A 25126-nucleotide genomic window follows, 5' to 3' on the forward strand; every position below is an offset into this window, starting at 1 on the left:
CGTGTAGTTGCTACGGCTGTACAGGGGCGGGCGTCCGTAAGGGCGCCCGCCCTTTCTCATCCGCAGTTCAGGGAGCGGGACTCGGGCAGCGAGCTGTTGATCCGGTCCCGTTCCACGGCGACCGCCGTCTCACCGACGATCCACTGGTCCGGCGGGGCCCCCTTCTCCGGGACGCCGAACAGGACGTGGTCCCCCGCGCGCAGCCCGGGAGCGGTGTTCTTGTCGATCACGTAACTGAGGTCGTCACCCTTCTTCGGCCCGGGCTTCTCCGGCTTGTAGACCTGGCTCAGGTCCACGCTCACGCGGACCAGTTCCGGGTCGGTCGCGGCGACCGGTTCGGCGGAGCTGACCTCGCCCTCGGCGACCAGGTACGCGCAGGCGAGGTAGTTGGGGCTGCCGAAGAGGACGCCGCCGTCCTCCATGTCGGACTGCGCCTCCTTGGCGGACCCCGATGCCGAGTCGGCGCTGCTTGCGCCCATGTCGGACTGCGCCACCAGCCAGCCGAGGCCCACCATCACGGTCGCCGCGGCGGCCGCCGCGAGGGAGCCGACGGCGAGCCGAAAGGCACGGCGCCTCACCGGCCGTACGGGAACGGGGGCCGGGGCGGGTTTCGGTGGGTCGCCTCCCAACGCCCGTCCGATGATGTCCAGTTGCTCGCGCAGTGCGGCGATATCGGCGCTCGCGGAGCGGTGTTCGGCGCGGAAGGCGGCGTCCGCCTCGTCGGGCAGGGGTTCGTCGGTGATCGCGGCCATCAGCGCGTCGACGCCGTCGTGTTCGGCGGTCACGTCACACCACCTCGTCCTCGTGCAGGCGGGCGCGCAGGGCGCGTACCGCCGTGTGCAGCCTGCTCTTGACCGTGCCCTCGGGGATCGCGAGTTGCTCGGCGATGTCCCGTACCGGCAGATCGGCGTAGAAGCGCAGGACGACCACCTGGCGCTGGGCGTCGGGCAGTTCGTCCAGGCCCTGGGCCACGGCGAGGGAGAGCAGGCTGCTGTCCTCGCCGGAGGGGTGTTCGCTCTGGCGCAGAGCGGCGAGCCGCTCCCCGAGCCGCTCCTGCCGCTTCTTGGCCCGGTGCCAGTCCATGGCGAGGTTGGAGGCGACGACCGCCGCCCACGCGGAGACGTCCCGCGGCGCCTCCCTGCCGCTCGCGGCCCGCTCCAGCAACCGCAGACGGACCTGCTGCACCCCGTCCGGCAGGTCCGCCTGCGGTACCCCGCCGAGTGCCAGCACCGCCCGCACCCTGCGTTCCTGGGCCGCGTCCAGTGGGTCGTCCGGTGCGTCGAGCACCGCGTCCCGCTGGCCGCGACGGGTCATTCTGCGCAGCACAGCCACCCCTCCCCTCGCCGCGTTTCCCCTATGACGCCGGTCGGGGCGGAAACGTTCGGCCCGACTTCCGGAATCTTCAATTCGATCTTTCCTTCACACCATCTCCACTGTCAGCATGTGCCCCATGACGCACATCACCAAAGGGGCCAACACCCCTGTCCCCGCAGGTCTGCTGAGGGTCGCGGTCGTCCGCCGCAAGGCGCCGGGGACGCCCGCCGTGGAAGTCTCGGCGCTGCTGCTCGACGCCGCGGGCAAGGTACGCGGCGACGCCGACCTCGTCTTCCACAACCAGCCCGTGCATCCCTCGGGGGCGGTGCGGCACGTGGGCACCGGTGACAGCGGCGAACAGCTCGCGGAGTGGCTGGAGCTGGATCTGCCCCGGGTGGAGGCGTCGGTGCAGCGGGTGCTGATCGCCGGGTCCTGCGACGAGGGGACCTTCGGCGCGGTGCCGGGTCTCGCGGCGCAGACGGTGGCGCCGGACGGTTCGATCGTCGCCCATTACGCGGTGACGGACGCGTCGAGCGAGACTGCCTTCGTGCTCGGGGAGTTCTACCGGCGCAACGGGGAGTGGAAGTTCCGGGCGGTGGGACAGGGGTACGACTCGGGGCTCGCGGGGCTGGCCACGGACTTCGGGATCGTGGTGGCGGAGGCACCGGCGCCGGTGGCGCCGGTGATGAACACCGGGGTGGCGAAGACATCGGCGCCTCCAGTGGCCGTACCGCCGCCCGCCACCGCCGTGTCGATGCCCGCCACCGTCGTGTCACCGCCCGCCCCCGTCGTGTCACCGCCCTCCCCGTCCACCGGCCCCTCCCCCTCCTGGGGATCCGCCTTCTTCGATTTCGAGCCCTACGTCCGCAGCGGCAATGGCAGCTCCAAGATCACCATGGACATACCGTTCCCGCCGGACTGCGGGCCGGTGATCATGGAGGCGCGGGTCGAGGGCTACCAGTGGATCCAGGTCCAGATCCCCGGACGCGACGACACGATCTTCTGCCACGACCTGCCCGAGCACCAGGGCCGTGTCCTGTTCGTACCGCCCCGCAAGGGCGGCCCGCTGCGGCTGAAAGTGAGCTGCTCCGGACACTGGAAGCTCACCGTCCTGCCCCTGTCGGCGGCCCGCCCGTTCGACGCCGAGACGGTCAAGGGGAGCGGCCCCGAGGTCCTCGCCTACACGGGCGGCGCGGCCGATCTGAAGGTCCGGGCCACGGACAAGCACAGCGGCTGGTTCCAGCTGAACTGCCACCGGGGCGACACCCCCGACGAGCTCAAGCACCCGGAGCGGCTCGTCCACGCCTGGAACGGCAAGCGGGTCAAGGAAACCGTCCGGATCACCGAAGGTCCCATCCTGCTCTCGATCGACAAGAGCCGGCACCACTGGGAGCTCACCACCACGCCGCTGCCCGTCCGCGACCCCGCCAAGGGCCGCGAGTCCGGCGTCTACAAGGGCCGGGGCGAGAAGACGATCACGCTGGTCAACCCCCGGCCCGGGCGCCCCGCACTGGTCGAGTACGACTTCCCGGGCGCCGAGGCCAACTACTCGCTGGAGGTCAAGGTCCTCGACGAGTACGGCGACGAGGACGAGTGGCTCGTCGGCACCCGGCACGGCACCCGGGGCGTGGCCATGACGTTCAGCAACGGCGCGGCCGAGCGGACCGTACGGGTCAAGCACTCCGGCGACTGGACCCTGCGTCTGCTGCCGGAGGAGGAGGCGCCGCTGATCACCGGCCCGGTGGAGGGCAAGGGCAACACGGTCCTGCGCTGGCCGGGGCCGCCCACGCTGATGAGCGTGAAGCGGACCTCGCTCGGGAAGGAGGGGAAGCTCGCCGCGTACGCCATGAACCATCCGTTCGGGAAGTCGGTGATCATCGCCGACACCAATGAGCGCCGCCGTCCCGTCCTCGGGCCCGTCTTCGTCGATCCCGGCGGGTCCTGCTTCGTGATCGTCAATGCCGTCGAGGGTACGAAGTGGCGTCTTGAGCCGGAGCCGCTCAGTGCGGCGCCCGTGCTCGGCGCGCGGACCCAGGACGGCTGGTACGGAGTCGTACGTCACATCGGGGCAGAGAGCGAGCTGGTCGCCGCCGGCACGAGTGGCATCCTCCATATCTACGAACTGGACGAAAACCTGTTTCCGAAGCGGAAAATCACCGGTTCTTCCGGCCCGTACCGCGTAGCGAGCTCAATCCTGCACGTCAGGGCGCTCGGGGAATGGGTGATCGAGCTGCGTGGCTGAGAGGAATGGCGTCCCATTCCTCGGGCAAACGATTGGACATACCGGCCAGGGGGCGACGCATCATGGAAACGTCCAGGCCACGCAACCGCCATCAAGAAGGAGTCACCGTGAGGGTCGGAATCGTCGGAGCCACCGGTCAGGTCGGCACGGTCATGCGCAGGATCCTCACGGAGCGAGACTTCCCCGTCACGGAGCTGCGTCTGTTCGCCTCGGCCCGTTCGGCGGGGACGGTCCTGGACGGTGTCACGGTGGAGGACGCGGCGACGGCCGACTACACGGGCCTGGACATCGTGCTGTTCTCGGCGGGCGGCGCCACCTCGAAGGCGCTGGCCGAAAAGGTCGCCTCGCAGGGCGCGGTCGTGATCGACAACTCCTCGGCCTGGCGCAAGGACCCCCAGGTCCCGCTGGTCGTCTCCGAGGTGAACCCGCACGCCATCGCTGACCGGCCCAAGGGGATCATCGCCAACCCGAACTGCACCACGATGGCCGCGATGCCGGTGCTGCAGCCGCTGCACGAGGAGGCGGGGCTGGAGGCGCTGGTCGTCGCCACGTACCAGGCGGTGTCCGGGTCCGGGCTCGCGGGCGTGGCCGAGCTGCACGGCCAGGCGCAGAAGGTCGTCGCCGACGCGGACAAGCTGACCCATGACGGCGAGGCGGTCGACTTCCCCGAGCCGCAGGTCTACAAGCGCCCGATCGCGTTCAACGTGCTCCCGCTGGCCGGCTCGATCGTCGACGACGGTCTGAACGAGACGGACGAGGAGCAGAAGCTCCGCAACGAGTCCCGCAAGATCCTGGAGATCCCCGAGCTGAAGGTCTCCGGCACCTGCGTCCGTGTCCCGGTCTTCGCTGGCCACTCCCTCCAGGTCAACGCCCGCTTCGCGCGCCCGCTGTCGGCGGAGCGAGCAACGGAACTGCTGGCCGGCGCCCCCGGCGTCACCCTCTCCGACATCCCGACCCCGCTCGAGGCGGCCGGCAAGGACGCGTCGTTCGTCGGCCGCATCCGCACCGACGAGACGGTGGAACACGGCCTGGCCCTGTTCATCTCCAACGACAACCTCCGCAAGGGCGCCGCCCTGAACGCGGTCCAGATCGCGGAACTGGTGGCGGCCGAGCTGAAGGGCTAGTCCCTGGTGACCTCGTAGAGGAAACAGCCGTACTCGACGGCCCGGACGTGGACGAGCGCCACGGACGGGTCGTCGAACGCGTTCCGGAAGGCTTCGTCGTCGGGTGCCTCGACCAGCTGACCGCCCAGGATGCGGCCGTCGGCGGAGTAGCGGCGGACCGTCCGGTGGGCGTTGGCGAAGGGGTAGCCGTCGACGGCCGGGCCCGCGCACTCCTCGGCGTGGATGAAGACGGGGCCCTGTTCGTCGTAGGCGCCCGGATCCACGCCCGTCTCGGCCGCCCGGCGGCGCAGCGGGGCGTAGGAGACGAGCGCGATCCGCTCGCCCGGCGCGCTGCGGCGCAGGCAGCACCGCAGGGGCGCGCCGCCCTCCTCGTCGGTCACCGGGAGCGTCTCGCGGCCCGCGTCGTCGGTGGCGCGCAGTTCCTTCAGGGTCGCGGGAGGGATGGGGCGTGCTGTGTATGCCGTCATGGGTCCAGGCTCGCGCCGTCCCGCCCAGCTCACCGGCGGTAAACGGACATCGCCTTCTCCGTACGTCCCATGGAAGGATGACCGAACCCACACATAACGAGGAGATGACCGCGTGCCTGGCACAAACCTGACTCGCGAAGAGGCGCAGCAGCGGGCGACGCTGCTCACCGTTGACTCGTACGAGATCGATCTCGATCTCTCCGGCGCGCAGGAGGGCGGAACCTACCGGTCCGCGACCACGGTGCGCTTCGACGTCACCGAGACCGGTGCGGAGTCCTTCATCGACCTGGTCGCTCCCGCCGTGCACGAGGTCACGCTCAACGGCGATGCGCTCGACCCGGACGAGGTCTTCAAGGATTCCCGGATCGCGCTGCGCGGGCTGCTGGAGGGCCGTAACGTCCTCAGGGTCGTCGCGGACTGCGCGTACACCAACACCGGCGAGGGCCTGCACCGGTTCGTCGACCCCGTCGACAACCAGGCCTACCTGTACACCCAGTTCGAGGTGCCGGACGCCCGCCGGGTCTTCGCCTCCTTCGAGCAGCCGGATCTGAAGGCCACCTTCCAGTTCACCGTGAAGGCGCCGACCGGCTGGACCGTCGTCTCCAACTCGCCCACGCCCGAGCCCAAGGACGACATCTGGGCCTTCGAGCCGACCCCGCGGATCTCCAGCTACATCACCGCGCTGATCGTCGGCCCGTACCACTCCGTGCACAGCGTGTACGAGAAGGACGGGCAGTCCGTGCCGCTGGGCATCTACTGCCGGCCCTCGCTCGCCGAGTACCTCGACTCGGACGCGATCTTCGAGGTCACCCGGCAGGGCTTCGACTGGTTCCAGGAGAAGTTCGACTACGACTACCCGTTCAAGAAGTACGACCAGCTCTTCGTGCCGGAGTTCAACGCGGGCGCGATGGAGAACGCCGGCGCGGTGACCATCCGCGACCAGTACGTCTTCCGCTCCAAGGTGACGGACGCCGCGTACGAGATGCGCGCCGAGACGATCCTGCACGAGCTGGCCCACATGTGGTTCGGCGACCTGGTCACCATGGAGTGGTGGAACGACCTGTGGCTGAACGAGTCGTTCGCCACGTACACCTCCATCGCCTGCCAGGCGTACGCACCCGAGTCGCGCTGGCCGCACTCCTGGACGACCTTCGCCAACTCCATGAAGACGTGGGCGTACCGCCAGGACCAGCTGCCCTCCACGCACCCGATCATGGCCGAGATCCGTGATCTGGACGATGTGCTGGTCAACTTCGACGGCATCACCTACGCCAAGGGCGCGAGCGTCCTGAAGCAGCTTGTCGCGTACGTCGGGATGGACGAGTTCTTCCGGGGCGTGCAGGCGTACTTCAAGGCGCACGCGTACGGCAACACACGTCTGTCGGACCTCCTCGGCGCCCTGGAGGAGACCTCCGGGCGGGACCTGAAGACCTGGTCGAAGCTGTGGCTGGAGACGGCCGGCATCAACATCCTGCGCCCGGAGATCGAGACGGACGCGGAAGGTCTCATCACCTCCTTCGCCATCCGCCAGGAGGCCCCTGCGCTCCCGGCCGGGGCAAAGGGCGAGCCCACGCTGCGCCCGCACCGCATCGCGGTCGGCCTGTACGAACGCGACGAGGCCGGCGGCAAGCTGGTGCGCGACGAGCGCGTCGAGCTGGATGTGGACGGCGAGCTGACGGCCGTACCGCAGCTGGTGGGCAAGCGTCGTCCGGCGGTCGTCCTGCTGAACGACGACGACCTCTCGTACGCGAAGGTCCGCCTGGACGAGCAGTCGCTGGCCTTCGTGACGGAGCACCTCGGCGACTTCGAGTCGTCGCTGCCCCGCGCGCTGTGCTGGGCGTCGGCGTGGGACATGACGCGGGACGCCGAACTGGCCACCCGCGACTACCTCTCCCTCGTCCTGTCCGGCATCGGCAAGGAGTCGGACATCGGCGTCGTGCAGTCGCTGCACCGTCAGGTGAAGCTGGCGATCGAGCTGTACGCCGACCCGGTCGGCCGTGAGGCGCTGCTTACCCGTTGGACCGACGCCACGCTCGCCCACCTGCGGGCGGCCGAGGCGGGCGGCGACCACCAGCTCGCGTGGGCGCGCGCCTTCGCGGCGACGGCCCGTACGCCGGAGCAGCTGGACCTGCTGGAGGGTCTGCTGGACGGCACGCAGTCCATCGAGGGCCTGGCCGTCGACACGGAGCTGCGCTGGGCGTTCGTGCAGCGCCTGGCGGCGGTGGGCCGTTTCGACGAGACGGAGATCGCGGGCGAGTACGGGCGGGACAAGACGGCGGCGGGCGAGCGCCACGCGGCCACGGCTCGCGCGGCCCGTCCGACTCCGGAGGCGAAGGCGGAGGCCTGGTCCTCGGTCATCGACTCGGACAAGCTGCCGAACGCGGTCCAGGAGGCGGTGATCTCCGGCTTCGTCCAGACGGACCAGCGCGAACTGCTGGCGCCGTACACGGACAAGTACTTCGAGATCCTGAAGGGCATCTGGGACACCCGCTCCCACGAGATCGCCCAGCAGATCGCCGTCGGCCTGTATCCGACGATCCAGGTCTCCGAGGAGACCCTGGCGAAGACGGACACCTGGCTGTCCTCGACCGACCCGACCGCGGCCCTGCGCCGCCTGGTGTCGGAGTCGAGGTCAGGCGTGGAGCGCGCGCTGAAGGCCCAGGCGGCGGACGCGGCGGCGGCTGAGTAGTCGTACGGACACAGGGGGCGCCCGGTTGGGATCGGGCGCCCCTTTGTCATTGCCGTAGCTGTGCAGCGACCTCCCGCAGCGCGTCCAGCACCCGCCGTACCGCCGGTGAGTCCTCCCCACCCCTCCGCACCGCCGCCACCACATGCCGAACCGGCCGCTCCGCTCCCAACTCCCGCATCGCCACCCCGCCCCTCGGCACCGCAGCCATCCGAGGCACCAGCGCCACCCCCATCCCCGCCTCCACCATCGCGAGAATCGCCGTCCAGCCGGTGGCCGAGTGCCCTTAGTGCGGGGTGAAACCGGCCGCCTCACACGCCCCGCGCGTAATGTCCGACCAGGGCCCACTTCCTCCGAAGATCCAGGGCTCCGCGGCGAGATCGGCCAACCGCAATCCCTCCACAGCCGCCCACGCATGCTCCCGCGGCAACGCCACATCCAACGGATCCGCCAGCAATGTCACCCGGGTGAACCGGGGATCCACCGCACTCGGTGCCTGCGCGGCCAGCGACAGTGCCAGGTCCACCTCCCCGGCGCCCAGCAGCTCGTACGCCTCCCCCGCCTCGGTCTCCCGCACCTGCACCCGCACTCCGGGATGCCCCGCCCGCAGCGCCCGCACAGCAGGAACGACCAGCGCCGGCACGGCCGTAGCGAAGGCCCCCACCCGAACCTCACCGGCCTCGCCGTGCAGATACGCCCCCAACTCCGCATCCGCCCGCTCCAGTTGCTCGAACACCGCCTCGGCATGCCGCAACACCAGCCGAGCCGCGTCGGTCAACCGCACCCCCCGCCCCCGCGCCTCCAGCAACGGCACCCCCAACTGCTTGGCGAGGTTGGTCAGCTGCTGCGACACGGCCGACGGAGTCATCCGCAGCGCCTCGGCGGTCGCGGTCACCGTCTCCCGCTCCCGCAACGTCCGCAGAATCAGCAGCTTCCGGATGTCCCACTCGACCATGGCCGCAACCTACGTCACCGCCGCGCCCCCGCCCCGAGCACCACCCCGCCCAGAATCAGCCCCATGCACAGCACCTGCGTCCACCCGACCGTCTCCCCGAGCAGCACCCAGGACAGCAGTGCCACACACACCGGCTGGAGGTAGTACACGACCCCCGCACGGGCCGCCCCGATCAACGCGATCGCCCGGTTCCAGGCGAAGAAGGCGACGGCGGAGGAGGCGACACCGACGTAGAGGAGGGGCAGGACCGTATCGGCGGTGGGTGTGAAGCCGCCCTTCACGGCAAGGCTGATCCCCTGCGCGGGCAGCAACAGGACCGTGCCCGCCAGGAACGTGGTGAACAGGAAGGCGACGCCGCCCAGTTGAGCGGGCTTGCGCCGCAACAGCGCGCTGTAGCCCGCGAAGCAACAGGCCGCCCCGATCATCCACAGATCACCGACGGCAAAGCTCCCGCCACCCCGGACGAGCAGCAGCACCCCGCCGCACGCGACCAGCAGCCCCGCCACCCGCCGCCCACCGAGCCGCACCCCGGCCAGCCGCTCGAACACCGCCATCAGCACCGGCGAAGCGGCCATGATCATGCCCATGTTGGCGGCGGGAGTGGTCAACCCGGCCTGGTTGACGAGGGTGTTGTAGACGGTGACGCCGAGCAGCGCGGCGAGCAGCACATACCCGAGGTGCCGGCGGATCAGCGCCCGCTGCCGCCAGGCCTGCCGAGCCCCGAAGGGGGCGACCGCCGCGAGCGCCACGATCCACCGCCAGAACGCCTGCTGCACCGGCGGCACACTGTCGTGCAACGCCCGCGAGGTGACAAAGCTGCCGGACCAGACGAGCGTGGCGAGGGCGGCAAGCGCGATACCGAGGACGGGGGCTGCCGTCCTCGGTATCGACGCGCGGGAGGTCGTACGGGAAGTCGGGTCGGCTGTGACAGCCACAGAGGTCCTTTCGCTTCGGTGATCGCGGTGTGATCTACCGTCGCAGCGCCGGACCTGTCACGTCCATCGAATCTTTTCGAGCATTCTTTGAAGCAGAACTGAACGATCGTACGGTTCCACCCCTCCCGCTCGGCACCAGTTGCCCGGCGACCGTCGCGCCCAGCGCCAGCGCCATGCCCACCAGTTGCACCGGCGTCAGCGACTCCCCCAGCGCCGCCCAGCCGACGACCGCCGCCGTCAGCGGGGAGAGCGGGATCAGGAAGGTGACCTGGGGCGCCGTGAGGCGGCCGATGCCCCGGAACCAGAGCCAGTACGCGGCCGCCGTACCGGCAAGGGCGAGGTAGAGGTAGCCGCCGACCGCCCGGGCGTCCAGCGCGGGCGGCGCGCCCTCGACCAGGAAGGCGACCGGGGCGATCAGGAGGCCTCCGACGGTCAGTTGCCAGCCGGCCAGCGCGGTCGGTCCCGCGCCCTCGGGGCGGCCCCACTTCTTCGCCAGCACGGTTCCGGTGGACATCGACGCGGTGGAGGCGAGGGCGGCGAGTACACCCAGCGCGTCCAGCGAACCGACCGCCTTCAGTACGACCAGGCTGACGCCGAAGGCGGCCACGGCTCCGGCGAGCAGGGCGCGCGCCGTCGGCCGCTGGTTCAGCAGGAGTGCGGAGAGGCCGAGCACGAAGAGCGGTCCGATCGAACCGACGACCGCCGCGAGGCCTCCGGGCAGCCGGTACGCCGCCAGGAACAGCAGCGGGAAGAAGGCGCCGATGTTGAGCGCACCGAGCACCGCCGCCCGCCACCACCAGGCGCCGCGCGGCAGCACCCGGGCGAGCGCGAGGAGCAGCAGACCTGCGGGGAGGGCGCGCATCAGGCCGGTGAACAGGGGGCGGTCCGGCGGGAGGAACTCGGTGGTGACGTAGTAGGTGGTGCCCCAGGAGACGGGTGCCAGGGCGGTGAGGGCTATGAGCGCGGGGCGGCTGGTGGCCATGGGACGCACCCTTCGAGTAGGTCGATGGGAAGTAGCTTACTCCTAAGCTACTTTCCAGCAAGCCACTTTCTTGCGGCCGATCCTTCCAGGCCGGATACTCGGCGCATGAACGCACGCCCGGAGCAGCGCAAGGACGCCGTCGACGCGATCATCGACCAGTGGGCGGCCGTACGGCCCGACCTCGACACCGCCGCGATGGAGGTCTTCGGGCGGATCTCCCGCCTGGCGCGCACGATGGGCGACCGCATGGAGAAGGCGTACGCCCGCTTCGGGATCTCCCGGGGCGAGTTCGACGTACTGGCGACCCTGCGGCGCTCCGGTGAGCCGTACACCCTCTCGCCCCGCCAGCTCTCGGCGACGCTGATGCTCACCACCGGGGGGATGACCGGCCGCCTCGACAAGCTGGAACGGGCGGGACTGCTACGGCGCTCCCCCGACCCGCACGACCGCCGCGGGCTCCAGGTGACGCTGACCGAACAGGGGCTGAGCCTGGTCGACCGTGCGGTCGGCGCGGGGCTTGCCCTCCAGACGGAGGCCCTCGCCACCCTCGACGCGGAACAGGCCGGCCAACTGGCCGACCTGTTGAGGGAGTTGCTGGAAGGGACGCGGGAGACCCCTCACTAGCGGAGTTTCAGCGCGCGAGGGCGATCCGCTCCCCCAAGTGCGCCTCCACCGCCGCTTCCACCGTCGCCGGGTCCGGGGTGTCCGCCGCCCAGGCCACGTATCCGTCGGGACGGACCAGCACCGTCGTACGGCTGCCGCGGCCGCGGTCCGTGCGGCGCTCCACTGTGAGACGGTCCTCCAGGCCCGTCTTGTCCGCGCACTCGTGCGGGGTGACCAGGACGAACCGGCCGCCGCGCAGGGCCTCGTAGAGGCGGCCGCTCTCCAGGTCCACGTCGGCGACGCGGGAGCCGGTGAGGCGGTGGGCGCCGTTGGGGGCGGCGTACCTGACGCCGATGCCGGTGATCTGGAGGGCCAGCTTGCGTCGGATCGGGTTGATGGTGTTGATGGCGGTCGTGAGCGCCGAGCGCATGGCCAGCGTCCAGGGGTACTTGACCATGGCGAGGCGGACGATGGCGCCGCTGCTGCGCTTGGCCGCCGTGCCGACCGGGTGGCGCTCGGCCTGGTAGGTGTCGAGCAGGCTGTCGTCCGCGTGTCCCTGGAGGACGGCCGTGAGCTTCCAGCTCAGGTTGGCCGCGTCCTGCATGCCGATGTTCATGCCCTGGCCGCCGGCCGGGGTATGCACATGCGCGGCGTCGCCGGCCAGGAAGACCCGGCCCACGCGGTAGGAGGGCGCCTGCCGTTCGTCGCTGTGGAAGCGGGACAGCCACCGGGCGTCATGCATCCCGAAGTCATGGCCTGCCGCGAGCCGGGTGGCCTCCTTGACCTCCGCCAGATCGAGCGGCTCGCTCTCGGCGATGTCGTGGCCGCGCTGCCAGGCGACCACCCGGTAGTAGCCGTCGCCGAAGGACGCGAGGAAGGCGAAGGCGTCACCGACGGCGTGCACGGAGAGCAGATCCTCGGGCGGCTCGGCCAGCCGGACGTCGGCGAGCAGGACGGAGCGGATCACCGAGCGGCCGGGGAAGGGCAGTCCGACCGCGCCGCGCACGGTGCTGCGCATCCCGTCGGCGCCGACGACGTACGCCGCCCGCAGCGCCTCGGCCGCCCCGTCGGGTCCGCGCACCTCGACCGTGACGCCGTCGGCGTCCTGGCTCACCCCGGTCACCTCGGTCTCGTACCGGAACCGGACCCCGGCCGCGACCGCGCGCCGCTCCAGGATCCTCTCCATCTCGTACTGCGGGAGGACGACGAGGTGGTTGTAGCGGGAGGGGAGGGAGTCGAGCTCGATGGTGAGCCGGGTGAAGAGGTTGAAGCGGCTGAGGCGGGTACCGAAGTCCTCTACCTCGTCGGCGAGGCCGCGGGCGTCGAGCAGTTCGAGGGTGCGGGCGTGCACCACGAAGGCCCGGGAGAGGTTGCTGATCTTGCGGGTGCGCTTCTCGACGAGGGTGACGGGGACGCCGGTGGCGGCGAGGTCGCCGGCCATCAGGAGACCGGTGGGGCCGCAGCCGACGACGATCACGGAGCGGGTGGGGTGGTCGGCGCCCGGGTGGGGGGTGGGGGTCGGGTCGGTGTCGATACCGATGCCGGTGCCGTTCATGGTGGCCTCCTGATGCCAACGCCTCCGATTTGCCAACGCTTGTTGGCCAACGCTCGTTGACGACGATACGGCCCACCCCATCGGGAGTCAACACTTGTTGGCCCACGCGTGTTGGCCTACGCTTGTTGGCATGACTGGAAATGAACGCAGTACCGAGACCGATACCGGGGGTGGGGGTCGCCGACGCTCAGAGACGACCCGCACCGCGATCCTCGCCGCGGCACGCGAACGATTCGCAGCTGACGGCTATGAGCGGGCCACCATCCGCGCCATCGCCAAGGACGCGAACATCGATCCGTCAATGGTGATGCGCTACTACGGCAACAAGGAGGGACTGTTCGCGGCGGCCGTCTCGGTCGACTTGAAAATGCCGGATCTGAGCAGGCTGCCGCGCGGGGAGGTCGGCGAGGCGCTCGTGCTCCACTTCCTGCATCTGTGGGAGGAGAACGAGGTGCTCACGGCCCTGCTCCGAGTCGGTGTCACCAACCAGGCCGGGGCCGAGCGGATGCAGGACATCTTCCGGGAGCAGTTGCTGCCGGTCGCCCGTCAGGTGTGCCCGGACCCCGAGCAGAGCCCGGCGCGGGCCGCGCTCAGCGCGACGCAGTTGCTCGGTCTCGCGCTGACCCGTTATGTGCTGCGGCTGCCGCCGGCCGTAGCGCTGCGCGCGGAGGAGGTGGTGGCATGGCTGGCGCCGACGGTGCAGAGGTATCTGACGGCCCCGAACCCGTGAGCGCTTCCGGGGTGTCCCAGGCCGAGGAAGAGCCGGAACCGGAGCTGGAATCGGAGCCGGACGAGGGGCCGGAGACACAGAAGGCGCCGCCCCCGGCGTACGGCGGTCTGCGCGTACATGCCGTGGGGGCGGCGCCCTCGAAGAGTTCGGGAGAGGTCAGGCCTTCGCCGGTGCCTTCGCCTTCGGCTTGGTCCTGACGCGGTGGGCCTCCGCCGAGCGGTCCAGGACCATGACGAGGCCCGTGATGACCACGAACAGGCCGATCGGGGCCACGACATACAGCCCCAGCGTCTCGATGACGCTCAGGCCCGAGCCGGGGTCGTCACCGTCGTCGGGCGTCAGCGCGAGCGCGGGGGACGACATGAGCAGCATCATCAGCGTCGTACCGGCAGCCAGGGCGCCGGCGCGCAGGGCGTTCTTCTTGTCCACGGTGCCAAAAGTATCGAACGCCGGATGGGGGCGCTCGTCCGGGGGTGCATAAGAGGCGAGCCCCGGCCTCACCCCGACCTCATCACCTCGATCAGCGCATGCAGCCTCGGTGCGGCCGCCAGCTCCTCCAGTGTCACCGGCTTTCCCTCCGCGTCCGCGATGGGCAGGCGCCAGTTCGGGTACTGGTCCCAGGTGCCGGGGAGGTTCTGGGGGCGGCGGTCGCCGACGGTGTCGGGGAGCCAGATGCCGACCATGCGGGCCGGGGTGCGCAACAGGAAGCGGTGGACGGCCTGGATCTCGGCCTCCTCCTGGGACGTACCGTGTCCGCCGCCCGTGCCGTGCAGCAGGCCGAGGCGGGCCAGCAGGGCCAGCCATTCGCCGGTGTCGGCCGCCGCTTCCGCGCGCTCCTCCTCCAGGGCGCGGGTCAACAGGCCCAGACGGTGGCGCAGTTCGACATGCTCGCCGGTGAGGCGGGCGGCCGTGGAGGGCAGGTCGTGGGTCGTGGCCGTGGCCAGGCAGTCGGAGCGCCACTGTTCGGGCGGCAGCGGACGGCCGTCGCCCTCCCAGTCCCGCTCGAACCACAGCACCGAGGTGCCGAGCACGCCCCGCGCCCGCAGCACGTCGCGCACTCCGGGCTCCACCGTGCCCAGGTCCTCGCCGATCACCAGCGCCCCCGCGCGGGAGGCCTCCAGGACCAGTACGGCGAGCATGGCCTCGGCGTCGTAGCGGACATAGGTGCCGTCCGTGGGCGGGTGACCCTGGGGGACCCACCAGAGCCGGAACAGGCCCATGACGTGGTCGATGCGCAGCGCGCCCGCGTACCGGAAGAGAGCCTTGAGGAGGCGGCGGTACGGCGTGTAGCCGGACTCGGCGAGGCGGTCGGGGCGCCAGGGGGGCAGACCCCAGTCCTGGCCGCGGGCGTTGAAGGCGTCCGGGGGCGCGCCGACCGACATCCCGGCGGCGAAGTACTCCTGCTGCGCCCAGGCGTCGGCACCGTCGGGATGCACGCCGACCGCGAGGTCGTGCACGATCCCGACCGGCATCCCGGCCTCACGGGCGGTGCGCTGGGCGACGGTGAGCTGGGCGTCGGTGAGCCAGGCGAGCATGGAGTGGAAGTCGACGCGGTCCATCAACTCGCCCCGGGCATGGACGGTTTCGGCGGACCGGGGGTCGCGAAGACCCTTCGGCCAGCGCCGCCAGTCGGAGCCGTGCACCTCGGCGAGCGCGCACCAGGTGGCGTGGTCCTCCAGGGCCTGGCCCTCCTCGGCGAGGAAGTCGGCGTAGGCGGCGCGCCGGCCGGGCCCGAGCGGCACCTCGCGGACGAGTTCCAGCGCCTCCCGCTTCAGATCCCACACCGAATCCCGGTCGATCAACGCCCCCTTCTCCAGCACCGACTCGCGCAGCCGGTCGGCGCGTTCCAGCAGTGCCCGTACCCGCTCGCGGTCCTCGACGCGGGCGTACTCCGGGATGTCCTCGACGCGCAGGTACACCGGGTCGGGGAAGCGGCGGGAGGAGGGGCGGTAGGGGGAGGGGTCGGTGGGTGCTCCGGGTACGGCCGCGTGCAACGGGTTGACCTGGACGAATCCGCTGCCGAGCGTCCGCCCGGCCCAGTCGGCGAGCTCGGCGAGGTCACCGAGGTCGCCCATGCCCCAGGAGCGGCGGGAGAGCAGGGAGTAGAGCTGGACGAGGAGGCCGTGGGAGCGGCCGGCGGTAGTGGGCAGCCGGGCCGGGGCGACGACCAGGTGGGCGGTGGCGCTGCGGCCGTCGGGTGCCGTGGCGGTCAACCGGTGGACGCCGGGCGGGAGTCGGTCGGCGGCGGCGCGGGTCTCGCCCTGCTCCGTCTCCACACGCAGCCGGGTGCCGGCCGGAAGTCCGGTGAGGGCGGCGGGGGGAGCGGAGTCGGTCCAGTGCACGACCGTCGGGGGCAGCAGCCGTTCGCGCCGTTCGCGTTCGCGTGCGGTGAGGGCGCGCCGGACGGCCTCGGGGGTGCTCACGTCGACGTCGAGCGCGGTGAGCGCCAGCGTGAGCGCGGTGGCCGAGGCCCGGACCGTGCGGTCCGGGGAGGGTCGGTAGGAGGTGGCGACGCCGAGCAGTTCGGCGAGCCGGGACAGATCCTCCGAGGGGGCGTCCTCGGAGCGGGATTCGGCCGACCGCTGCTCCGCCATCTACGGCCTCGCGGTGTCCGGGACGGCGGGGAATGCCTCGCTGGTCAGCGGGGCGTCGGCGAGCGGGGGCTCGCTGGTGAGCGGCGACGCGTCGGCGAGGGGCGGCTCGCTGGTCAGCGGCGGCGCCTCGTACAGCGGCGGCTCACTCGTCAGGGGCTCTGCGTCGGGCAGGGGAGGTTCGCTGGTCAGCGGGGCTTCGGCGCAGGCGCTCTCCGCGCTGAAGACGCACACGTGCGGTTCGGGCTCGGTGAGCGCCTCGGGTTTGGACAGGGCGGAGAGCAGAAGGTGTGCCGATGCGGCCACGGGGGCCTCCTTGTCGAGTACGGCGACCTACGGCCTGTCCTGCGGGTCACGCCGGGCAGGCCCTTGCGGGTTACGGCAGCCCTACCCAGCGGGCGCGACGGCAGACGTGTCCGGGGAAACAACGTGCCTGTCGTCACATTCTGCCCCGCCGCGCCACCTCCAGACTGGGGCAACTCCGCCACAAGGGCCACCCTCGTCGAGGCCCGCGACAGCAGGGCTCCACGCCGGGTCGAGTGATCGTGAACCGGTCCCGTCCGGCTCGTCGATAGACGGGGTGTGAGACTGTTCCGCCCCATGGGGGGCCACCGGGAGAAGTCCGAGGGGGACGCGGCTGACGCGTCACTGCTGCGTGCCGTCGCCGCCGGGGACTCGGCCGCGATGGCCACGCTGTACGACCGGCACGCGGGCTGGCTGCACGCCCGGCTGACCCGGCGCTGCGCGGACCCCGAGGTGGTACGCGAAGTGCTCCAGGACACCTTCGTCACCGTGTGGCGGTCGGCCGGGACGCACCGCGGCGAGGAGGCCGGCGGCTGGCTGTGGACCATCGCCGCCCGCCGACTGATCGACGCGCGCCGGGCGCTGGAGCGGGCCACGCGCCTGGAGACCACGCCGATCGACGAGACCCGGACCGGGTACGAGCCCGCCGCGGCCACGCCGTCCGCGGAGGAGCGGGTGCTGGCGGGTCTGGAGTACGGCGATGTCGGCACCGCCCTCGACCGGATCTCGCCGGAGCTGCGCGAGGTGCTGCGCGCGACGGTGGTCGACGGTCTGAGCACCCGGGAGACGGCCCGGCTGCTCGGCATCCCCGAGGGCACCGTCAAGTCCCGGGCGATGCGCGCCCGCGCCGAACTCCGCGCCGCGCTCACCCAGTTGACCCCGTCCCCGATGGGAGGCCCGGCATGACCGACTGGCACGCACCCGACGCCCTGATCGCCCACTACACCGACGGCTCCCTGCCGGACTCGGACGCCTGGTCACTGGAGAAACACCTGGAATCCTGTACGGCTTGCGCGGGCCGTGTCTCCGAGGCGGTACGGGCGACGGCGGCGGGCGCGGTCCTGTTCGACGTACGGGAGGCGGTGCTCGGGGCGGCACCGGCACCGCACACGCCACCCGCCCCCGCCGCCCGGATCCGCTTCCTGTGGGCCGCCGGCCCCGCCGTGCGCGGTGCCTGGCTCCCCGCCGCCCTCCTGGTCGCCCTCGGCGCGGTCGTCCTCGCCTACGGTGCCGACTTCACCGGCGCCCGCCCCCTCCTCCTCGCGCTCGCCCCCGTCGTACCCGTCGCCGGAGTCGCCCTGTCCTACGGCGCCCACGCCGACCCGCTGCACGAGCTCATCGCGGCGACACCGTCGGCGGGACTGCGTCTGGTGCTGACGCGGACCGCCGTCGTCCTGGCGGTGAGTCTGCCGCTGCTGACCCTCGCGGGCCTGGTGCTGCCGTCGTACGGCGGCCCGGGTGCCGCCGCCTGGCTGCTGCCGGGGCTCGCGCTGACGCTGGCCGCGCTGGCCCTCGGCGGCTGGCTCGGACTGCGTGCCGCGACCGCGGTGACCGGCGGCGGCTGGCTGTGCGCCGTCCTCGCGCCGGCGCTGGCGACGCCGGACGGCGCGGTGTCCGCCGCGCTGACGGACCAGATCTCCGCCTGCCTCGGCGGCGCCCCCGCCCAGGGCGCCTGGGCAGCGGCCGCCGCCTTGTGCGCCGCCCTGCTGGCGGCCCGGCGCACCGCGTACGACCGCCTCGAACGGCACTGACCGACGTACTCCCTCTCACGGGAGCCCCACGTACTCCCTTTCACAGGAGCCCTCTTGACCACGATCCAGGTGGCCGGTCTGCATGTCCGGCACCGCAAAACCGTTGCCCTCGACTCGCTGGACCTCGACTTCGGTCCCGGTGTGCACGGCCTGCTCGGCCCGAACGGCGCGGGCAAGACCTCGCTGATCCGGGTCCTCGCCACCGTGGCCGCCCCGACCGGCGGCCGGGTGCGGATGCTCGGCGAGGACATCGGCGACCACCGCAGACGGGCCGCGGTCCGCCGCCGGCTCGGCTATCTGCCGCAGGAGTTCGGCTACTACCCGGGCTTCACGGTGCGCGAGTTCGTCGCGTACATGGCCTGGCTGAAGGAAGTGCCCGCCGCGGACACCCCGGCTGCCGTCGAGCGCGCCGCCGCCCGCGTCGGTCTCGCCGACCGGATCGACGCGAAGATCAAGACGCTGTCCGGCGGCATGGTCCGCCGCGTCGGCATCGCCCAGGCCATCGTCAACGACCCGAAGGTGCTGCTCCTGGACGAGCCGACGGCGGGCCTGGACCCGGAGCAGCGGGTCGAGTTCCGCGAGCTGCTGCGCGAACTCGGCGCCTCGGCCACCGTCATCGTCTCCACCCACCTGGTGGAGGACGTGGCCGCGGCCTGCACGGAGGTCACCCTCATCGCCGCGGGCCGCCTCGCCTACCGCGGCACCCCCGACTCCCTGACCGCGCTCGGCGCGACGGCGGACGGCATCGGCGACAACCCGATCGAGCGCGGCTATACGGCGGCCCTGCGCGCCCACCGCGAGTCGGCGGCCGTGGCGGAGGTGGCGGCCCGATGAGCCTCGTAGCCGAACGAACCGAACGCACCAGGCCCCTCACCCACCCCCTGCGCCCCGAGTTCCTGCGCGGCTTCGCCCCCATGGCGGGCGCCGCGGTCCTGCTGACGCTCGCCGTCGCGCTGGCCGTCCCGGCGGAGAGCTGGCAGGGCGGCTGGAAGGAGACCCGGGCCCATGTCCACACGGCGGCCCAGTTGCTCGGCGTGCCGATGGCGCTCGCCGCGGGCTGCTGGCAGGGCGGACGGGAGCGCCGGCGCCGTACGACCGAGCTGATGGCGACGGCCGTACGCGGCTCGCTCGCCCGGTTCCTCGCCTCGGCGCTGCCGGTCGCGCTCTGGACGGCCGTCGGGCACCTGGTCGCCGCCGCGCTCGCCCTGCTGGCCACCTGGTACTGCGCCACGGGCGACAGCCCGTACCTGCTCGTGCCGCTCGTGGACACGGTCGTCGTGGGCTGCGCCGCGCTCGCGGGAGCGGTCGTGGGCCGGATGCTGCCCTGGCGGCCGGCGGCGCCGTCGCTGGCGGTGGCCGCGTACGTCACCCTCGGCGTCCTGGCCTACGGCTCGGCGGGCGCCCTCGGTCACCTCTCCCCCATCGCCCACGACTCCGGCCACAAGGTGCCGGTGTGGTGGCAGCCCCTGGCGACGGCCACCTGGATGGGCGGGCTCGCCCTGGCCGCGGTCCTCGCCCACGCCGCCCGCCGCCGCGCCACGGCCGCGCTGCCGCTGGCCGCCGCGATCGCCGCGGGCGCGCTCCTCGTGCAGACCGGCGACGGACTGGTCCGCACCAACCCGGTCGCCCGCCACCAGGTCTGCGACACCTCCACCACCCCGCAGATCTGCGTCAACGCCCGCCACGAGAAGCTCCTGCCGCAGATCACCGAGGCCCTGTCGGGACTGACCGGCCGCCTGGAGGGCGTACAGAACCTCCCGCTCCGCTTCGAGGACCGGCCCGGCCGGTCACGGGCGGACGAGGTGCAGCTGCCGATGCTCACGCCGTTCGGCTCGAACGTGGTCCGCGGCCGGCTCGCCGACCCCGAGCGGTACGCCTGGGAGGCCGGAATGATGCTGATCGGCCGCGCCTGGTGCGACCGTACGGACCCCGTCGTCGGCAGGACGGACAGGGCCGTGGAGCACTACCTGGCACCCAGTCCGGCCGAGGCACACTTCGACGAGATCGACGCCAAGGGCGACAAGGCCCGCCGCGTCGAGTTCAAGGCCCAGCAGCAGGCCCGCGCCCGCCTGCTGGCGATGAGCGAGGAGGAGCGCCGGAGCTGGCTGTCGGAGTACTTCGCGACGGCGGACGAGTGCGACCCGAGCGGGGTGCCGACCCTGTGACGACGACCGGCCTCGTCCTCTACGCCCGCTCGCGGGCCCTCCCGCAAACGGTCACGGCCCTCGCCCTGACCACAGTCCTGGCGATCTGGGCAGCCCACGCCCTGGACTCCTACCTGGACCCGGACCGCCGGATCCCGGTAGTGGCCCTGGCCCCGCTGATCGCCTCGGCGGCGATCGGCACGAGCCTCCACTCCGCCTCCGACGAGCTGGACCGCACGGCGGTACGCCCCTGGTGGCGCCGCCGCCTGGTCCACCTACTGACGCTCACCGCCCTGGCCGCGGCCCTGCTGCCCCTGGCGGTTCTCACCAGCACCCAGAGCTTCGGCCCACCCGCCATGATCCGCAACGTCCTGGGCTGCACGGGCCTGACGGCGGGGGCGGCGGCGGTACTGGGGGCACGACTGAGCTGGCTGCCGGTCGTCGGTTACGTGAGCGCGATGTACCTGGGAATCTCAGGCATACAGGGCGGCTCACTACCGGTATGGGCATGGCTGCTGGAGCCGAGGGCAGGCGGGACGGCCTGGACGACGGCAGCAGCACTGTTCGTTCTGGGAGGCACCGCGTACGTAATACAGGGGGCGCGCAAAACTCCGTAAGGGGCGCGGGGCTGTGTCGATTTGCGGCTCCGCCGCGTGGGCGCGACCAGCCCCCACACCCGTACCCGACAACACAAGGGCCCGGATCCTCAGGCAGAAATGCCATCGATCCGGGCCAAGGCATCATCCGCGCCGAACGGCTGCAAGTAAGGCAACCACCGCGGATCCCGATGCCCGGTACCGATAATGCGCCAGGCAAGACCAGACGGCGGGGCCGGTTTGTGCCGCAGCCGCCAGCCGATCTCGAACAGATGACGGTCGGCCTTCACGTGGTTGCAGCGGCGGCAGGAAGCCACCACGTTGTCCCACACGTGCTTGCCCCCGCGGCTGCGCGGGATGACGTGGTCGACGCTGGTTGCGACGCCACCGCAGTACATGCACCGGCCCCCGTCGCGCGCGAAGAGCGCCCTACGGGTCAGAGGAACGGGCCCCCGATAGGGAACCCGGACGAATCGCTTGAGCCGGACCACGCTTGGTGCGGGGACTGTGACGGTTGCGCTGTGCATAAAGGCGCCGGACTCCTCAAGGCATACGGCCTTGTTTTCGAGCACGAGGACGAGCGCGCGGCGGAGCGGTACGACGCCGAGTGGCTCGTACGACGCGTTGAGGACCAGGACATGCGGCACGGATGCCTCCTTGGGCGTCGGCGGCGCGTGGCTCGCGCCGGGACGATCTGTAGTCAGTCTCCCCTCAGGCCTGGTGAAAGCGCCACCATGTCCAGGTAACGGGCTGAGAGTGTTTTCGACCACACCTTTCTTCATCCCCAGGTGAGCGCGGTCTCTCCCTCGAACATTGCAACGATCCACACACGATGCACCGTTAGTGTGGTGGGTCTGCCCCCTCGGTGACCTTTCCGTGACCTTGATGATCTGACGCCCTTTGACCGCCGTACCGGGAGGCAGAAGCACCTGGAGGTACCCGCCGTGTCCTTGTCCGCCGTCCTACTGGCCGCCGGTTCCACCCCGTCCCCGTCCCCCTCGGGGACGACCCCGGCGGTGCCGTCGCTCCAGGACGCCCAGGAGAGCGCGACCAACGCCGCCGGCTGGGTCGAGGAGAACTGGTCGACCTGGCTCGCGATCGGCCTGAGGGTGCTGCTGATCCTGGTGATCGCGGCGGTGCTGAGAGTACTGGTGCGGCGGGCGATCACCAAGCTCATAGACCGGATGAACCGCACGGCTCAGGCGGTCGACGGCACGGCGATCGGCGGGCTGCTGGTCAATGTGGAGCGCCGGCGCCAGCGCTCGCAGGCGATCGGCTCGGTGCTGCGCTCGGTGGCGAGCTTCGTGATCATGGGCACCGCGGCGCTGATGATCCTGGGCACGTTCGAGATCAACCTCGCGCCGCTGCTGGCCTCGGCCGGTGTCGCGGGTGTGGCGATCGGTTTCGGCGCCCGCAATCTCGTCACGGACTTCCTCTCCGGTGTCTTCATGATCCTGGAGGACCAGTACGGCGTCGGCGACTCGATCGACGCGGGGGTGGCCTCCGGCGAGGTGATCGAGGTGGGCCTGCGCGTGACGAAGCTGCGCGGTGACAACGGCGAGATCTGGTACGTCCGCAATGGCGAGGTCAAGCGGATCGGCAACCTCTCCCAGGGCTGGTCGACGGCCGGGGTCGATGTGACCGTGCGCCCGTCCGAGGACCTGGACCGGGTGAAGGCCGTGATCGCCGGGGTCGGCGAGCGGATGAGCAAGGAGGAGCCCTGGAACGAGCTCCTGTGGGGCCCGATCGAGACGCTCGGCCTGGACAGCGTCCTGCTGGACTCGATGGTGGTCCGGGTCTCGGCGAAGACCATGCCGGGCAAGTCCCTGACGGTGGAACGCGAACTGCGCTGGCGCATCAAGCGAGCCTTCGACGCGGCCGACATCCAGATCGTCGGCGGCCCGCCGGTGCCCGTGGAGGACGCGGGCGTGACCGACCCGACGGCAGGCATGGCCGCCCCGTCGGCGTACGCCAACACCTCCTCGCCGCAGGCCCAGGCGGCGACGCCGCTGACGCCGCCTAGCGTGACGAAGTAGGGCACCGGCCCGCCGTAACGGTTCAGCACACTCGTTCGAGTGAATGGTCGGGGCATTCCGGCGCCATGGGCGCACGGAGTGCCCCATCGTTCTGCCGGGGCACCCCGCACGGGCTTAGCCTGGCAGCAGCGTGACAAGGAGAACCAGAGATGAGTGCCGAACCCATCTGGGAGCCGGTCATGGAGCAGCCGAAGCAGGACCCCATCGATATGTTGATCGCGATCGAAGAGGCATTTCCCACGCCGATTCGACCCGAGTACGTCGAGGGGACCGCCTACGTGCCTCCGTTTCCGAACGACAACCACAACGACGGCGCCTTCGAACTGACCTACCAGTTCCGCGCAGCCGGTATCCGCCTCGCAGGCATGGGAAACGGCTATCGCGCCGCCCTCCCGGACGGTACGACCGTGGCCCTCGTAGGCCCGGACTTCTACGTCCGCCGCCGCAGACCGACCGAGCTCGATGAGTCGTACTACAAGGCGCACAAGGGCTGGTATCCCATCGACTTGCTCGCCCTCGTGGGCGAGGTAACCTCCACCAACCTCGAAACCGACACGGGTCCCAAGTACCGCGCGTACGCCGCCGCCGGTGTCCCCGTCTATGTCCTCATCGACCGCCGCTCCAAAACAGCCCACTGCTACACGGACCCGGTCCTCCCCGGCGACGACCCCACCGAGGCCTACTACGACACCGACACCAAGGTCGACCTCGGCGAACCTCTCCCCCTCCCGGCGCCCTATCCCACCCTGGACACGGCACCGTTCCTGGAGAATTAGCGACCGGCACCGCCAAGATTCTGCTGCGCACCCCTCTTGACGCATTCCCCGCCCACGCCTACCGTCCTGCCAACCGATAGGAAACCTTCCTAACAGTGAGGGACGGATCCATGGCAGGCACCCCGGGTACCCCCAGCGTCCTGCGGGCGATGAACGATCGTGCCGCCCTGGACCTCCTGCTGCACCACGGGCCCCTGTCCCGGACGCGGCTCGGCAAGCTCACCGGCCTGTCCAAGCCCACCGCCTCGCAGTTGCTGGCCCGCTTGGAGGCCGCGGGGCTGGTGCGGACGACCGGTACCACCGAGGGCGGCAGCCCGGGTCCGAGCGCCCAGCTCTACGGGGTCAACCCCGCGGCCGGGTACGCCGCCGGACTCGACGTCACCCCCGAGCGCGTCCTCGCCGCAGTCGCCGACATCACCGGCCGCACCGTCGGGCGGTATGAGCTCCCGACCCCGGGGCGCCGACCCGCGCGACCCGTCGTCCAGCAGGTCACCGACGCCCTCGACGGCGCCGTGAAGGCGGCCGGGCTGGCCCGCGACGACATCCGGCGGCTCGTCATCGGCACCCCCGGCGCCTTCGACCCCAACACCGGCCGGCTCCGCTACGCCGCCCACCTCCCCGGCTGGCACTCCCCCAGCCTCCTCGACACCCTCGCCGCCGCCCTGCCGATGCCGGTCGAGTACGAGAACGACGTCAATCTCGTCGCCGTAGCCGAACAGCGTCTCGGCGCGGCCCAGGGCCACGACGACTTCGTACTGCTGTGGAACGAGGAGGGCCTCGGCGCCGCTCTCGTCCTCGGCGGCAGACTGCACCGCGGCTGGACCGGCGGCGCCGGCGAGGTCGGGTTCCTGCCCGTGCCGGGCGCGCCCCTGGTGCGCCAGGTGACCCGGGCCAACAGCGGCGGCTACCAGGAGCTGGCCGGCGCCCAGGCCATCCCGCGGCTCGCCCGGGAGCTGGGGATCGCCGACATCCCCGAGGGGCCCTACACCGAGGTCGCCGCCACACTGCTGGCCCGGGCCGCGGACAGCGGCGCCGGTCCCGAGCGGCAGCTCCTCGCCACCTACGCGACGGGGCTCGCCACCGGTCTCGCCTCGCTCGTCTCCGTGCTCGACCCCGAACTCGTCGTCCTCAGCGGCTCCGCCCTCACTCACGGCGGTGAGCGGCTGCTGGCCCTCGTCCAGGCCGAGCTGGCGGACCTCGCCGCCTCCCGGCCCCGGCTGGTGATGGGCGACGTGACCGAACACCCCGTGCTGCGCGGCGCGTTGGAGAGCGCCCTCGCGACAACCCGCGACGAGGTCTTCGACACCTCGCGCTGAGCAACATCCCGCCCTCCCAT

At 71.5% G+C, this 25126-nt stretch carries 23 protein-coding genes and 1 pseudogene; 13 read left to right on the top strand and 11 right to left on the bottom strand.

Features of this window, described 5'->3' with window-relative positions:
- Window positions 1-56 precede the first annotated feature (56 nt).
- Window positions 57-785, bottom strand: a complete 729-nt coding sequence (locus OHT76_RS15470) for a hypothetical protein (protein WP_328871406.1) — start codon at window positions 783-785, stop codon at window positions 57-59.
- A 1-nt stretch (window position 786) separates the two neighbouring features.
- Entirely contained in the window at window positions 787-1314 is a 528-nt protein-coding gene (locus tag OHT76_RS15475) for an RNA polymerase sigma factor (RefSeq protein ID WP_328871407.1), read from the bottom strand.
- A 136-nt stretch (window positions 1315-1450) separates the two neighbouring features.
- Here OHT76_RS15475 and OHT76_RS15480 point away from each other — a divergent pair, with 136 nt between their 5' ends.
- Window positions 1451-3556: a TerD family protein gene (locus OHT76_RS15480; RefSeq protein WP_328871408.1), complete on the top strand. Its 2106-nt coding sequence runs from the start codon at window positions 1451-1453 to the stop codon at window positions 3554-3556.
- 107 nt (window positions 3557-3663) lie between these two features.
- Window positions 3664-4680, top strand: coding sequence for an aspartate-semialdehyde dehydrogenase (locus OHT76_RS15485; RefSeq protein WP_328871409.1), 1017 nt, complete (start codon window positions 3664-3666; stop codon window positions 4678-4680).
- Here OHT76_RS15485 and OHT76_RS15490 read toward each other — a convergent pair.
- On the bottom strand, window positions 4677-5147 hold the full coding sequence (locus tag OHT76_RS15490) for a DUF1203 domain-containing protein (protein ID WP_328871410.1): 471 nt from the start codon (window positions 5145-5147) through the stop codon (window positions 4677-4679). The two genes, OHT76_RS15485 and OHT76_RS15490, sit on opposite strands and share 4 nt — an antisense overlap.
- 112 nt (window positions 5148-5259) lie before the next feature.
- Here OHT76_RS15490 and pepN point away from each other — a divergent pair, with 112 nt between their 5' ends.
- Window positions 5260-7836, top strand: a complete 2577-nt coding sequence (gene pepN / locus OHT76_RS15495) for an aminopeptidase N (RefSeq protein ID WP_328871411.1) — start codon at window positions 5260-5262, stop codon at window positions 7834-7836.
- A gap of 46 nt (window positions 7837-7882) precedes the next feature.
- On the opposite strand, the pseudogene OHT76_RS15500 reads toward pepN, so the two are convergent.
- The 3 genes and pseudogenes from OHT76_RS15500 to OHT76_RS15510 form a co-directional block, all read right to left on the bottom strand.
- Window positions 7883-8788 (bottom strand): annotated as a pseudogene (locus OHT76_RS15500) (LysR family transcriptional regulator).
- Window positions 8789-8802: 14 nt separating this feature from the next.
- Window positions 8803-9723 carry a DMT family transporter gene (locus OHT76_RS15505; protein WP_443049792.1) on the bottom strand — a complete coding sequence of 307 codons (921 nt, stop codon included), beginning with the start codon at window positions 9721-9723 and terminating at the stop codon, window positions 8803-8805.
- A gap of 34 nt (window positions 9724-9757) precedes the next feature.
- Window positions 9758-10705, bottom strand: a complete 948-nt coding sequence (locus OHT76_RS15510; protein WP_328871412.1) for an EamA family transporter — start codon at window positions 10703-10705, stop codon at window positions 9758-9760.
- A gap of 105 nt (window positions 10706-10810) precedes the next feature.
- Between OHT76_RS15510 and OHT76_RS15515 the strand changes: the two genes are divergently transcribed.
- The gene (locus tag OHT76_RS15515) at window positions 10811-11329 is read left to right on the top strand and encodes a MarR family winged helix-turn-helix transcriptional regulator (protein ID WP_328871413.1); all 519 of its coding nucleotides are present in this window, start codon (window positions 10811-10813) and stop codon (window positions 11327-11329) included.
- A gap of 7 nt (window positions 11330-11336) precedes the next feature.
- Here OHT76_RS15515 and OHT76_RS15520 read toward each other — a convergent pair whose 3' ends face one another.
- On the bottom strand, window positions 11337-12863 hold the full coding sequence (locus OHT76_RS15520) for an FAD-dependent monooxygenase (protein ID WP_328871414.1): 1527 nt from the start codon (window positions 12861-12863) through the stop codon (window positions 11337-11339).
- A 130-nt stretch (window positions 12864-12993) separates the two neighbouring features.
- On the opposite strand from OHT76_RS15520, the gene OHT76_RS15525 reads away from it, so the two are divergent.
- Entirely contained in the window at window positions 12994-13593 is a 600-nt protein-coding gene (locus tag OHT76_RS15525; RefSeq protein ID WP_328871415.1) for a TetR/AcrR family transcriptional regulator, read from the top strand.
- 156 nt (window positions 13594-13749) lie between these two features.
- Here OHT76_RS15525 and OHT76_RS15530 read toward each other — a convergent pair whose 3' ends face one another.
- The 3 genes from OHT76_RS15530 to OHT76_RS15540 all read right to left on the bottom strand — a co-directional run bounded on the left by OHT76_RS15530 (window position 13750) and on the right by OHT76_RS15540 (window position 16490).
- The gene (locus tag OHT76_RS15530) at window positions 13750-14022 is read right to left on the bottom strand and encodes a hypothetical protein (RefSeq protein WP_328871416.1); all 273 of its coding nucleotides are present in this window, start codon (window positions 14020-14022) and stop codon (window positions 13750-13752) included.
- Between the two features lie 68 nt (window positions 14023-14090).
- Window positions 14091-16187: a 4-alpha-glucanotransferase gene (gene malQ, locus OHT76_RS15535; RefSeq protein ID WP_328871417.1), complete on the bottom strand. Its 2097-nt coding sequence runs from the start codon at window positions 16185-16187 to the stop codon at window positions 14091-14093.
- On the bottom strand, window positions 16188-16490 hold the full coding sequence (locus OHT76_RS15540; RefSeq protein ID WP_328871418.1) for a hypothetical protein: 303 nt from the start codon (window positions 16488-16490) through the stop codon (window positions 16188-16190).
- 294 nt (window positions 16491-16784) lie between these two features.
- On the opposite strand from OHT76_RS15540, the gene OHT76_RS15545 reads away from it, so the two are divergent.
- The 5 genes from OHT76_RS15545 to OHT76_RS15565 are packed head-to-tail and all read left to right on the top strand — an operon-like array spanning window position 16785 to window position 20999.
- Window positions 16785-17393 (top strand): RNA polymerase sigma factor, encoded by a 609-nt coding sequence (locus OHT76_RS15545; protein ID WP_328871419.1) that lies wholly within the window; start codon window positions 16785-16787, stop codon window positions 17391-17393.
- Entirely contained in the window at window positions 17390-18238 is an 849-nt protein-coding gene (locus OHT76_RS15550) for a zf-HC2 domain-containing protein (protein ID WP_328871420.1), read from the top strand. Before OHT76_RS15545 ends, OHT76_RS15550 begins: the two co-directional genes overlap by 4 nt.
- A gap of 54 nt (window positions 18239-18292) precedes the next feature.
- On the top strand, window positions 18293-19072 hold the full coding sequence (locus OHT76_RS15555; protein ID WP_328871421.1) for an ABC transporter ATP-binding protein: 780 nt from the start codon (window positions 18293-18295) through the stop codon (window positions 19070-19072).
- Complete coding sequence (locus OHT76_RS15560) at window positions 19069-20403, top strand: hypothetical protein (RefSeq protein ID WP_328871422.1); 1335 nt, start codon at window positions 19069-19071, stop codon at window positions 20401-20403. Before OHT76_RS15555 ends, OHT76_RS15560 begins: the two co-directional genes overlap by 4 nt.
- Entirely contained in the window at window positions 20400-20999 is a 600-nt protein-coding gene (locus tag OHT76_RS15565) for a hypothetical protein (protein ID WP_328871423.1), read from the top strand. The genes OHT76_RS15560 and OHT76_RS15565 overlap by 4 nt, the downstream gene beginning before the upstream one ends.
- Window positions 21000-21088: 89 nt before the next feature.
- Here OHT76_RS15565 and OHT76_RS15570 read toward each other — a convergent pair whose 3' ends face one another.
- Window positions 21089-21625 carry an HNH endonuclease gene (locus OHT76_RS15570; protein WP_328871424.1) on the bottom strand — a complete coding sequence of 179 codons (537 nt, stop codon included), beginning with the start codon at window positions 21623-21625 and terminating at the stop codon, window positions 21089-21091.
- Between the two features lie 297 nt (window positions 21626-21922).
- Here OHT76_RS15570 and OHT76_RS15575 point away from each other — a divergent pair, with 297 nt between their 5' ends.
- The 3 genes from OHT76_RS15575 to OHT76_RS15585 all read left to right on the top strand — a co-directional run bounded on the left by OHT76_RS15575 (window position 21923) and on the right by OHT76_RS15585 (window position 25106).
- Window positions 21923-23014, top strand: coding sequence for a mechanosensitive ion channel family protein (locus OHT76_RS15575; protein ID WP_328871425.1), 1092 nt, complete (start codon window positions 21923-21925; stop codon window positions 23012-23014).
- Window positions 23015-23163: 149 nt separating this feature from the next.
- The gene (locus tag OHT76_RS15580; protein ID WP_328871426.1) at window positions 23164-23790 is read left to right on the top strand and encodes a Uma2 family endonuclease; all 627 of its coding nucleotides are present in this window, start codon (window positions 23164-23166) and stop codon (window positions 23788-23790) included.
- A gap of 110 nt (window positions 23791-23900) precedes the next feature.
- Window positions 23901-25106, top strand: a complete 1206-nt coding sequence (locus OHT76_RS15585) for an ROK family transcriptional regulator (protein ID WP_328871427.1) — start codon at window positions 23901-23903, stop codon at window positions 25104-25106.
- Window positions 25107-25126: the final 20 nt, after the last annotated feature.

Source organism: Streptomyces sp. NBC_00287 (assembly GCF_036173105.1).
Lineage (GTDB): Bacteria > Actinomycetota > Actinomycetes > Streptomycetales > Streptomycetaceae > Streptomyces.

What these genes read in the sequence shown, in the direction of transcription:
- OHT76_RS15475 (WP_328871407.1), bottom strand. Translation starts at nt 1,314, where the DNA reads ATGACCCGTCGCGGCCAGCGGGACGCGGTGCTCGACGCACCGGACGAC.
- OHT76_RS15480 (WP_328871408.1), top strand. Translation starts at nt 1,451, where the DNA reads ATGACGCACATCACCAAAGGGGCCAACACCCCTGTCCCCGCAGGTCTG.
- OHT76_RS15490 (WP_328871410.1), bottom strand. Translation starts at nt 5,147, where the DNA reads ATGACGGCATACACAGCACGCCCCATCCCTCCCGCGACCCTGAAGGAA.
- OHT76_RS15510 (WP_328871412.1), bottom strand. Translation starts at nt 10,705, where the DNA reads ATGGCCACCAGCCGCCCCGCGCTCATAGCCCTCACCGCCCTGGCACCC.
- OHT76_RS15515 (WP_328871413.1), top strand. Translation starts at nt 10,811, where the DNA reads ATGAACGCACGCCCGGAGCAGCGCAAGGACGCCGTCGACGCGATCATC.
- OHT76_RS15520 (WP_328871414.1), bottom strand. Translation starts at nt 12,863, where the DNA reads ATGAACGGCACCGGCATCGGTATCGACACCGACCCGACCCCCACCCCC.
- OHT76_RS15525 (WP_328871415.1), top strand. Translation starts at nt 12,994, where the DNA reads ATGACTGGAAATGAACGCAGTACCGAGACCGATACCGGGGGTGGGGGT.
- malQ (WP_328871417.1), bottom strand. Translation starts at nt 16,187, where the DNA reads ATGGCGGAGCAGCGGTCGGCCGAATCCCGCTCCGAGGACGCCCCCTCG.
- OHT76_RS15545 (WP_328871419.1), top strand. Translation starts at nt 16,785, where the DNA reads ATGGGGGGCCACCGGGAGAAGTCCGAGGGGGACGCGGCTGACGCGTCA.
- OHT76_RS15550 (WP_328871420.1), top strand. Translation starts at nt 17,390, where the DNA reads ATGACCGACTGGCACGCACCCGACGCCCTGATCGCCCACTACACCGAC.
- OHT76_RS15560 (WP_328871422.1), top strand. Translation starts at nt 19,069, where the DNA reads ATGAGCCTCGTAGCCGAACGAACCGAACGCACCAGGCCCCTCACCCAC.
- OHT76_RS15580 (WP_328871426.1), top strand. Translation starts at nt 23,164, where the DNA reads ATGAGTGCCGAACCCATCTGGGAGCCGGTCATGGAGCAGCCGAAGCAG.
- OHT76_RS15585 (WP_328871427.1), top strand. Translation starts at nt 23,901, where the DNA reads ATGGCAGGCACCCCGGGTACCCCCAGCGTCCTGCGGGCGATGAACGAT.